Annotated in this window: 9 protein-coding genes; all 9 read left to right on the top strand. The window is 57.7% G+C overall.

The window, feature by feature from the left end:
- Positions 1-614: 614 nt before the first annotated feature.
- The 9 genes from H5368_RS13230 to H5368_RS13280 all read left to right on the top strand — a co-directional run bounded on the left by H5368_RS13230 (position 615) and on the right by H5368_RS13280 (position 9,345).
- The gene (locus H5368_RS13230) at positions 615-1,061 is read left to right on the top strand and encodes a hypothetical protein (protein WP_182825465.1); all 447 of its coding nucleotides are present in this window, start codon (positions 615-617) and stop codon (positions 1,059-1,061) included.
- 125 nt (positions 1,062-1,186) lie between these two features.
- Complete coding sequence (locus tag H5368_RS13235; protein ID WP_182825467.1) at positions 1,187-1,603, top strand: hypothetical protein; 417 nt, start codon at positions 1,187-1,189, stop codon at positions 1,601-1,603.
- 68 nt (positions 1,604-1,671) lie between these two features.
- Entirely contained in the window at positions 1,672-2,100 is a 429-nt protein-coding gene (locus tag H5368_RS13240; protein WP_182825469.1) for a hypothetical protein, read from the top strand.
- Positions 2,101-3,640: 1,540 nt separating this feature from the next.
- A complete protein-coding gene (locus H5368_RS13250) occupies positions 3,641-4,162 on the top strand; it encodes a hypothetical protein (RefSeq protein WP_182825473.1) in 522 nt (173 codons plus the stop codon).
- Positions 4,163-5,964: 1,802 nt separating this feature from the next.
- Positions 5,965-6,336 (top strand): hypothetical protein, encoded by a 372-nt coding sequence (locus tag H5368_RS13260; protein ID WP_182825477.1) that lies wholly within the window; start codon positions 5,965-5,967, stop codon positions 6,334-6,336.
- A gap of 487 nt (positions 6,337-6,823) precedes the next feature.
- Positions 6,824-7,294, top strand: a complete 471-nt coding sequence (locus H5368_RS13265) for a hypothetical protein (RefSeq protein ID WP_182825479.1) — start codon at positions 6,824-6,826, stop codon at positions 7,292-7,294.
- A gap of 29 nt (positions 7,295-7,323) precedes the next feature.
- A complete protein-coding gene (locus H5368_RS13270; protein WP_182825481.1) occupies positions 7,324-7,788 on the top strand; it encodes a hypothetical protein in 465 nt (154 codons plus the stop codon).
- 816 nt (positions 7,789-8,604) lie between these two features.
- Positions 8,605-8,964, top strand: a complete 360-nt coding sequence (locus H5368_RS13275) for a hypothetical protein (protein WP_182825483.1) — start codon at positions 8,605-8,607, stop codon at positions 8,962-8,964.
- A gap of 102 nt (positions 8,965-9,066) precedes the next feature.
- Positions 9,067-9,345 (top strand): DUF4242 domain-containing protein, encoded by a 279-nt coding sequence (locus H5368_RS13280; RefSeq protein ID WP_182825485.1) that lies wholly within the window; start codon positions 9,067-9,069, stop codon positions 9,343-9,345.
- The last annotated feature ends 655 nt before the right edge of the window (positions 9,346-10,000 follow it).

The raw sequence follows: 10,000 nt of genomic DNA on the forward strand, positions 1-10,000 counted from the left end.
GTGTTCGCCGTGACGGGGCCTAACAATGCGTTCAAGCCGAAGCCGCTTCGTTACGCGAAGCACATGGCAGGTACAGCTTGCCATGTGCTTCGCTCCACTACGCGTCTCGGCTTAACTTAGGTGTTAGCCCCCAAATGAAGAGTCTCGCTGCGTTGCTTCTACTCTTGTCGGCCTGGGCACCTAGCCCTGCAAGTGCGACTGATGTTTCGGCATTAGCTGAGTGGGCCACTGCATTGCAGAGAAGCGTTCTAGGCAATTGGGCTCGCCCGCCTGGCCACGCTGAAACAGCAGTTCACTGTCGCATCTACCTCAAGATATCGCCTATCGGTGTTGTGGAATCTGCAGAGATCAAGGAACCTTGTGGGGACGCGGCCTTGGAGCAGTCTGTGCGCTCAGCCGTTCAGCGCTCTTCGCCACTGCCACTTCCACGTGACCCTGCTGTGTTCCAACGGTCGCTAGTTCTCAACTTCCAGGCCCTCTGAGTTGGGGCCTAACTATGCGTTCAAGCCGAAACCGCTTCGTTACGCAAACCACATGGCAGGTACAGCTTGCCATGCGGTTAGCTTCACTACGCAGTTCGGCTTAACTTAGGTGTTAGGCCGCTGGGGAGCTGCATGGCCAGTTCAACCAACAAGCTTCTGGTAGTCGGCGCCGCCCTTAGCGGGCTCGCCGCGCTGATTCATCTGGCGTGTCTGGTAGTAGGCGCTCCGCTCTTTCGGCTCTTGGGCGCCGGAGAGCAGATGGCGCAGCTCTACTTGGCCGGCCACTGGTATCCCACCGTCGTTACCTTGGTCATTGCCGGCGTTCTTGCTGCGTGGAGTGCTTACGCCCTGTCCGGAGCCGGCGTGATTCGCAAGCTTCCGTTGCGCCGTACCGCCCTCTGCGCAATCACCGCCATCTACATTGTCCGGGGCGTCGCGTTCGCGCCGGTCATGGCGTACTTCCCGGGAAACAGCATGACGTTCTGGGTCGTAAGCTCTTCAATCTGCCTGCTGATCGGCATCGTCCACCTTGTGGGCCTTCGGCAGTCTTGGGGCAGGCTGTCTGGCGGCGCGGCCTAACAATGCGTTCAAGCCGAAGCCGCTTCGTTACGCAAAGCACATGGCAGGTACAGCTTGCCATGTGCTTTGCTCCACTACGCGTCTCGGCTTAACTTAGGTGTTAGCCATCACAGGAGAGGTTGCGGGTGAGCAAGAAAAGTCTTTCTGAAATTGCCGTCGACGTAGCGTACGAGGCGTTTGTTCCTGGGTACGTCAAGGTCCTGAGAACAGCCCTCACAGAGTCGCAGGGAGACATCAAGACCGCAGAGTCGCAGGGGATGCAAGAGTTGCAGGCAGAGGCCCAGAAACAGAAGATCGTTATGGAGTTCCAAGCCCACCAAGCGCGCGTGTCTCAAGAGATCGCCATCGCTGAGAGAATTTCAACGTCAAACGAGGTGGAGATCACTGAGTACTACGACGTTTCTGGCAAAGGGCATGCCGGATTGAGCGCTCAAGAAAGCAGCATCACCGCAGGCGTAGGCGGCGAAGGGCGCAAGGTGACTCATCGGATCATCAAATTCTCCGGATGCAATCGGTCTGAGGCCAATAGCAGTGATGGCTAACAAGTCATTCAAGCCGAAGCCGCTTCGCGGCTCGGCTTAATTCTGGCGTTAGGCCTGCGGAGCAAAGTATGAGGCTGCTTGTTGCAATAGCCGGTGCCGGATTGCTGCTCCTCGTCGGGTGCGCCGCACATGCTGGATCTGCCGCCGACGATATTGAGCAACAGTTGCGTTCATCCTCGTCTGTTTCGTTCTACTTTGTCTCTCGAACCGAGGACTACGACTACGACGCTCGCAAGATCCAGTCTGAGGCTAGCGTTCAAGTTCGGCGATCTTGCGGCGCCAACTGTCACAATTTCATGGAACCAGTTCTCGCCAGCCTACGAGCATCTAAGACATCCAACTGCCTGCAAGGGCAGCAGGATCTTTTGATCACGTTTGGCAAATCGCAGCTTATCTACAGCTACAGTGGCCGGCAAGTCATGTACGAAGAGCAGTGCTATTTCAACCCAGCAAGTGTTCACGAACTCCTCAAGAGTGATGGCTTCTTCTTTCGGTAGCATCATGGGCCGCAGGCCTAACAAATCATTCAAGCCGATGCCGCTTCGCGGCACGGCTTAATTCTGGTGTTAGGGCCCACTGATGCAGAGTCGCAATTGGTCAAAGACGTTTCTCGTCGCTTCCTGGGCTCCCAGCGCGCTCCTGGTTGCCTACATTCTTTGGTACATGCTCATTTTCCGCCCGTCAGGCCAAGAGGTTTGGGGCGACGGTGCAACCATTTTCTACCTCGGTGTACTTGCGTACCCGTTGGCGCTTCTGCTTCTGGCAATTGGCACATACATGAGCTTTCGCTGGCATCGCCGGCATCCCGGTCAACGCACCACAGACCCGGCGTTGTTTGCGGTCTCAGTTGTGCTTCTCGTAGTGCCGTTTGTGGCACTCTTCGCCGGGACCGCTCTGGGCGGGCCCTAACAATGCGTTCAAGCCGAAGCCGCTTCGTTCCGCAAAGCACATGGCAGATACAGCTTGCCATGTGCTTCGCTCCACTACGCGTCTCGGCTTAACTTGGGTGTTAGGCGCCATGGGTGAGTCTGTCGCAATGGAAGCTCGTCATATCATTGGCGTCGCAGCGGTCTACGCCTTCGTTTACTACGCAGTCGCACGCTCCGCATTGGCGGATATCCGGCGCTTTGACCCTGGGCTGTCTCAGCATCTTGGAGCTCCCGGAGGTATCAGCTCCAAGAACTCGATGGCTGTAATTGAGATGCTCTTGGATCGAGGTCTCCCCCAAGAGCACCAGCCGCGCAGATTTCGGGCAAAACTGCTACTGGCCCGAGCCATGCTGCTGCTTTCCCCGGTAGTGCTGATCGCCGCGTTTTTGCTCCTTTAGGATGGCGCCTAACAATGCGTTCAAGCCGAAACCGCTTCGTTCCGCAAATCACATGGCAGGTAGAGCTTGCCACGTGCTTCGCTCCACTACACGGTTCGGCTTAACTTGGGTGTTAGGCCGCAAAGGAAGGCTATGGCGACCGTTTACAAATCAAAAACTGATGCGTGGTTGCTTGCTGTTCTCGCAGTTGCGATTGCGGTGTCACTTTTCGCCGCTGTCGTAACCGTGTCTGACGGGTCCCCCGCTGCGTGGCCCGTGGCCGCGTTCATCGTCGTCATAGGTGTCGGCCTGCCTATCTGGCTGTTGCTTTCAACGCGCTATACGTTGGAGCCCCGTCAGCTAAGAGTACTAAGCGGCCCGTTCAAGTGGCACATCAAAGTAGCGGACATCACCAGCATTACGCCCAGTTCCAACGCGCTCTCCAGCCCAGCGCTTTCATTGGACCGGCTGCGTATTGACTACGGCTCGGGAAGGTCGCTCATGATTTCTCCACGGAACAAGGAGCGGTTCCTCCGAGATATTGAGGCTGCCCGTCGCGGTGCGGCCTAACAATGCGTTCAAGCCGAACCCGCTTCGTTACACGGCCCACATGGCAGGAAGAGCTTGCCATGTGCGCCGCTCCACTGCGCGGGTCGGCTTAACTTAGGTGTTAGCCGCTGATGAGAAATCGACGCTTACTGAAGCTAGCTGCCCTTGCCTTGGTGGTCGCCATGCCGGCGATCGCCTGGGCCACGTTCAAGCCCGTCCGAATTCTTGCGCCGGCTCTTAACGGGGTGACCTGCGCGGACCGAGTATGCGTCGAGGATCCGTCACGACTCACTGAAGCTCTGGCGCTGCAACGTGCTGCCGTTGCTGAGGTTGGTCGCAAGCTGGTTCCCCTAAAGGATGCTCCGGTTACGGTGTTCTGCTCCACCCGTCGGTGCTACCACTCCTTCGGCGGGGGCATGGAGCGTGGGGCTGCGCTGTTCAATTGGGGTGTAATTCTGCCGCCAGAGTCTTGGGTTCCTTACATCGTGGAGCATGAGTACATCCACATGCTTCAAGCCCAGCAGCTCGGTCTGCTGGGGAGGCAACAGACACCCGCTTGGTTCAAAGAAGGCATGCCGTTCTTCGTCAGCGAGCCGCCAGCCCACGAGCTGCCGGAGTATGCTCGTCCGCTCGCCTCCCGATATCAGGCATGGGAGCAGCGGATCGGCCGTGAAAACGTGTGGGACGCGGCCGCAGGGCTGTAGTACGCGGCTAACAATTCGTTCAAGCCGAAACCGCTTCGTTACAGCAAAGTCATGGCAGGAAAAGCTTGCCATGCCTTTGCCTCCACTACGCAGTTCGGCTTAACTCAGGCGTTAGGCGGCACTGGGGAGATCTATGGCGATCGATCTGTTTGACCTGGCGGGGAGCTGGCTAGACCTACTGCTCGTGCGTCGGATAGTCATTCCAACCGCTGTGGGTATCGTCGTAGCTCTTGGGGTCTACTACTTGACCGGTCAAACTCCGGGGTCCGCTGCGGTGGCGTTCGGTATCGGTCTACTGAGCGTCTGCGTTGGCGTAATCTGGCACATCGCTGGCGGCAGCAAACCAGGTGCCGCCTAACAATGCGTTCAAGCCGAACCCGCTTCGTTACGCGGCCCAGGCGGCAGGTAAAGCTTGCCACCTGGTCCACTCCACTGCGCGGGTCGGCTTAACTTAGGCGTTAGGCCGCATGGCAGCCGTCCTCGCAATCGTCCAGTTCGCTCTCGTGCCGATCCTGCTAGCGGTGGCTCTGGCTGTGCGCTTTGCGGGGGTCTCAAAGCCACTCAACGTCGTTGATTACGCTCGCGTGGCTGATCCTGTGGCTCTTCATCGCTGGGCAGGAAACCGACTTCTTCTCTTGCCGGCGGCTTTCCTGGTCGGAGGCTTTGCTTCGTACCGCTTCCCCGGACTGGCCCTGCTGCTTCTTGGCGGGGCAACAGTCGCGTGTCTTTGCGTTGCCGTCTGGCTTGCACTCGGCGCTGAAAGATTCCAGAGTGCGGCCTAACTATGCGTTCAAGCCGACACCGCTTCGTTACGCCAACCACATGGCAAAGAAAGCTTGCCATGTGGCCGGCTCCACTGCGCGGCGCGGCTTAACTTAGGTGTTAGGCCCCAAATGAAGACTGTCGCGTTGTTGCTCCTACTCTTCTTGGCTTGGGGAACCAATGTTGTCCGCGCGGCTGAGCTCACAGCGTCAGCCGAGTGGGCCGCTTCCGTGCAGGAGAGAGTTCTGAGCAACTGGTCGCGGCCAGCCCCCCGGTCTGCGCCCGTAGCGACTTGCCGTATCTATCTCACGATATCGCTTGCCGGTACTGTAGAAGCAGCAGAGTTCAGACAACCGTGTGGAGATGATGCGCTGGAGCAATCGATCCGCGCAGCTGTTCAGCGATCGTCGCCGCTGCCACTGCCACGGGATCCTGGTGCATTCCAGCGCTTGCTGGTTCTAAACTTCCAAGCTCGCTGAGTTGGGGCCTAACAATGCGTTCAAGCCGAAGCCGCTTCGTTCCACAAAGCACATGGCAGATACAGCTTGCCATGTACTTTGCTCCACTACGCGTCTCGGCTTAACTTGGGTGTTAGGCCTTGTTCTCGGCACTGTTGTAGCAGTGGCTTTCTGCTGCTTGTCGCATCTCGCGTTGACAGTTGCGCTGGGTTCTTCGCACGCGCATTGAGGGCATCGGCAGCCGGCGTTATGCACCTGGGCTTCGGACAGGCGCGACCCTCCGCAAGATTTGACTTGCCGGGTCGGCTTCGGACAGTGCGCGGTGAGAGTTCTTGGCCGCGCGAGTTGCTGGTTCTGGCTTCGGCCCCGGCAAGTGCCAGCCTCAGGCCATTCGGCCAGACTTGTTGTACTGTTCGGCGTAGGGGTTGGGCTGTCGCCAGGTCGGGTGCAAGCCGGGCGTGCGGCGGCCTAACAAGTCGTTCAAGCCGAAGCCGCTTCGTTACGCAAACCACATGGCAGGTAAAGCTTGCCATGTGCTTCGCTCCACTGCGCGTCTCGGCTTAACTCTGGCGTTAGGCGGCTATGGAAGGATTTCTCTACTTCGCAGCAGTTCTCGCCGTGGCTTTGGGCGCAGCCCATTCGTTCCTCGGGGAGCGGTACATCCTCACCCGCCTGTTTCGCCGCAGTGACCTGCCAAAGCTATTCGGCAGCTCGGAGTTCACGATCCGAACGTTGCGCTTTGCTTGGCACATCACCACGGTCGCGTGGTTCGGATTTGCTGCGCTCCTGGTACATGCGGGTCGCGGCGACCTCACGGTGTCCGGCATGCTCCAGATCATCGGGCTAACCTTCGTTGCGTCCGGAGTCTTGCCGTTGCTTCTCACCAAGGGCAAGCACCTGTCGTGGCTGGTACTGTTTGTCATCGGCGGCATTGCACTCCGGTGCGCCGCCTAACAGTTCATTCAAGCCGACACCGCTTCGCGGCGCGGCTTAATTCAGGCGTTAGGCGCCACGGGTGAGTCTGTCGCAATGGAAGCTCGACACATCATTGGCGTCGCAGCGATCTACGCCTTCGTTTACTACCTGGTCGCACGCTCCGCTTTGGAGGATATCCGGCGCTTTGACCCTGGGTTGTCTCAGCATCTTGGAGCCCCCGGCGGTGTCAGCGGCAAGAACTCGATTGCTGTAATTGAGATGCTCTTGGACCGCAGTCTCCCGCAAGATCACCAGCCGCGTAGATTCCGGGCCAAGCTTCTCCTGGCGAGAGCCATGCTGCTACTTGCCCCGGTACTGCTTATCGCCGCGTTTTTGCTCCTGTAGGATGGCGCCTAACAATGCGTTCAAGCCGACACCGCTTCGTTACGCCAAGCACATGGCAGGTACAGCTTGCCATGTGCTTGGCTTCACTACGCGGCGCGGCTTAACTTAGGTGTTAGCCCTCATGAAAGCTTTGCCGCTACTTGTCGCCGCGGGAATTGGCCTGCAGCCGGACGTGCAATACGAGTCAACGGATGGCATTGACGCGAACCTGAGCTACGCGAGCGAGACGTTGCGCATTGGGCACGACGCGATGGACATTCGGAACTGCGCATCGAAGTTGCTTCCCACTTGCATAATCGGAACCTACTTCACGTTCGGCATTCCGGATATGCCATCTGAGCACTGGACGTTGAATGGGATCGAGTTCACGCAGGTAGGTGAGCCCCATCTGCGCGAATGCACCGAGCCCAAGGGGGCCAAGGTAATCCATTCGCTTCAAGGTGGAATGGAGTTCAGCTTCTACTGGTCCGCCACCGAGGGTCTGGCGGGGTGGAGCGTCTCGCATCAGTCTCAACAAGGCAGATGGTTCAAAGAATGCTGGACGATGGCTAACAATTCATTCAAGCCGAAGCCGCTTCGCGGCTCGGCTTAATTCAGGCGTTATGCCCCAATGGAGAGTCCATGAAGTTCTGGCGTATGCAGCTCCACCCTTCGGACAGCGCCCAGTCGGTGTCACACACCATGAAATCTTTGGGCCTTGGCTATATCGGCCTCGACTTCGCAGACCCGCCCGGCGACCTGACGGATGTAGATCGCGAGAACATTCCTGTCGCACAACGCGACTATTGGGAGTTCGCTCACACCATGTCGGAGGGGGACGCAGTCCTGGTCATTGCGCATCACTATCCATGTGCCTTGGTTCGTGTCACTGGCAAGTACAACTACATCCGCGCCCCGCACCAGGAGCTTGGCGTCTGGTTCCGACACTTCCGCCGCATAGATGTCCTTGGCTACTACGCAGATTTTGTTACGAACCCTGCCAAGTGGGAGCAGACCAAGATGACCGACACCATCTCTGTTCTACACACGCCAACCAGCAAGTCCTACACGCTCATCAAGCGCTGGCTTCCTGAGGTTGGGGCATAACAATTCATTCAAGCCGATGCCGCTTCGCGGCACGGCTTAATTCTGGCGTTAGGCCCCATGTATCGAGTAATCCTTGCCTGCAGTGAAGTTCCTGAGCATGTCGGTGCTGTCGCTGCCCGGGACATCGCTGAAGAATTCGTGCACCGGCCTTGGCACCAGAACGTTCAGTGCACTTGGGACGGATCTCGGTTGCTGTTGCAAGCCGACAACGACTACGACACAGATGGCTCTGCTTTGAGGGATGAGTTCTCGGACGCCATCGCAGCGTGCATTGCGGAGGGGTTCAATGGCAGCATCACCGTCGTGTCGGTTGCAGCACGGGCTGGGGCCTAACAATGCGTTCAAGCCGAAGCCGCTTCGTTACGCAAAGCACATGGCAGGTACAGCTTGCCATGTGCTTCGCTTCACTACGCGTCTCGGCTTAACTTGGGTGTTAGGGCTCAGGTCGAGCAAAAGGGGACGTTATGCATGGGAAAGCAGCAACATGGGGTGATTTCTTCCAAAAAAACATCTGGCAGATTATCGGCAGTCTCGCATTCTTAGGGATTCTTGGCTTCTGCTTTTACAAGACACAATCACTGATAGCTGCCGAACCAGCTAATGCTATTTACTGGTTTGGTGGAGCCATACTTGCCTGCGAGACAGTATTGGACTTTGTCGGTTGGGAGGGAGCACGTGGAGCGATTGCATCACTTGTGCTCCGAGCACTTACCTTCATAGTGGCTGGTTGGACGCTGGGTCTAGTCTGAGCCCTAACAATTCATTCAAGCCGACGCCGCTTCGCGGCGCGGCTTAATTCAGGCGTTAGGCGCTCACATGACTCTATCTCTGGGCCTAGTTCTTATCGCGCTATCTGGACCTGTTACAGGCGCGGACATTGCGGAGCGGGTGCAACCTGACCTCGACACGTTCGTGTTCTGCGTACTCGACAAGTCCGTTGAGCAACTTCCATCAGGCAACGAGTCCGCGGTTATTGCCCGGCTGGCGGCGGAGGAGTGCTTGACTGAGTTGAAGATCCTGGAAGAGGCGGTCGCCTCGCAGTACCGTGAAATCAACAAGAGTGTTTGGCCGGCCGGTTTGGCTGAGCAGACAGCGCGGGAGAACCGCGACGAGTACCGTAGACTCGCCATCGCGGCTGCGGTAGGGGTCATCGATGAGCGGCGTGGCTCTCCATAGCGCGCCTAACAAGTCATTCAAGCCGATGCCGCTTCGCGGCACGGCTTAATTCTGGTGTTAGGCCCCACTTTCGGGGAAACGCGGCAACTCAGGAGAATGCTAATGACGCAGTACCTGATTGAACGGGAGATAGCCGGTGCCGGAGACATGTCAGGCGAAGAGCTACGTGACGCGTCCAAGCACTCCAACGCTGTGCTCTCGGAGATGAGTGCTGAGATTCAATGGGTTCATAGTTACGTCGCGGGTGACAAGATCTACTGTGTCTACAACGCACCGAGTGAGCAGCTCATTCGGGAGCATGCTGAGAAGTCGGGATTTCCGGCCAACAAGATCACGCCAATCAGTGCGGTGATCGACCCATCCACCGCTAATGGCGGCTAGTGTGGCCTAACCATGCGTTCAAGCCGACACCGCTTCGTTACACAAACCACATGGCAGATACAGCTTGCCATGTGGTTTGCTCCACTGCGCGGCGCGGCTTAACTTAGGCGTTAGGCCTATGCTCAAGATCCTCGCAATCTTGCTAGCTATGCTCTCCACGTCGTGTGCTTATGCACCTTCTAGGACTGCGTCCTGCTTGCCTTTGGACGGAGGATTTCGCGTAACTGGCCCCTCCTACACAGTCGACGATCTTGAGGGTATCGGCATGGCTTTTGCAGCACGCAATCCCACTGCCCCGCAAGTTCCGTTCGCTTACGGAAACGGTGAGTGGAATCGTATGAAGGCCTTGATGCAGCCCGGCGATGACTTGCGAGAGTTGGACAACCCCATGGTCGGCCCTGGCCTCCCTGATCCAGATGGGTATGTGCTTCTCCGTGGCACATGTGTCATTGCAATGCTTGGCCTTGTCGCGGCATAGGCCTAACAATTCATTCAAGCCGACGCCGCTTCGCGGCGCGGCTTAATTCAGGCGTTAGGCCCCTATGAAAGCACTGCTGTTACTTTTGGTGATCTGCGTCCAATCAACCATGGCCTGCTCGAATGCCACGTCCATTTCTGGGAATGAGCGGCTAGAACTAGGCGGAATCACTCTCGG

It is taken from the genome of Luteimonas sp. MC1782, from assembly GCF_014164605.1.
Taxonomy (GTDB): Bacteria; Pseudomonadota; Gammaproteobacteria; order Xanthomonadales; family Xanthomonadaceae; genus Luteimonas.

Coding starts and splice junctions, on each gene's coding strand:
- H5368_RS13230 (WP_182825465.1), top strand. CDS start 615: ATGGCCAGTTCAACCAACAAGCTTCTGGTAGTCGGCGCCGCCCTTAGC.
- H5368_RS13240 (WP_182825469.1), top strand. CDS start 1,672: ATGAGGCTGCTTGTTGCAATAGCCGGTGCCGGATTGCTGCTCCTCGTC.
- H5368_RS13250 (WP_182825473.1), top strand. CDS start 3,641: ATGCCGGCGATCGCCTGGGCCACGTTCAAGCCCGTCCGAATTCTTGCG.
- H5368_RS13260 (WP_182825477.1), top strand. CDS start 5,965: ATGGAAGGATTTCTCTACTTCGCAGCAGTTCTCGCCGTGGCTTTGGGC.
- H5368_RS13265 (WP_182825479.1), top strand. CDS start 6,824: ATGAAAGCTTTGCCGCTACTTGTCGCCGCGGGAATTGGCCTGCAGCCG.
- H5368_RS13270 (WP_182825481.1), top strand. CDS start 7,324: ATGAAGTTCTGGCGTATGCAGCTCCACCCTTCGGACAGCGCCCAGTCG.
- H5368_RS13275 (WP_182825483.1), top strand. CDS start 8,605: ATGACTCTATCTCTGGGCCTAGTTCTTATCGCGCTATCTGGACCTGTT.
- H5368_RS13280 (WP_182825485.1), top strand. CDS start 9,067: ATGACGCAGTACCTGATTGAACGGGAGATAGCCGGTGCCGGAGACATG.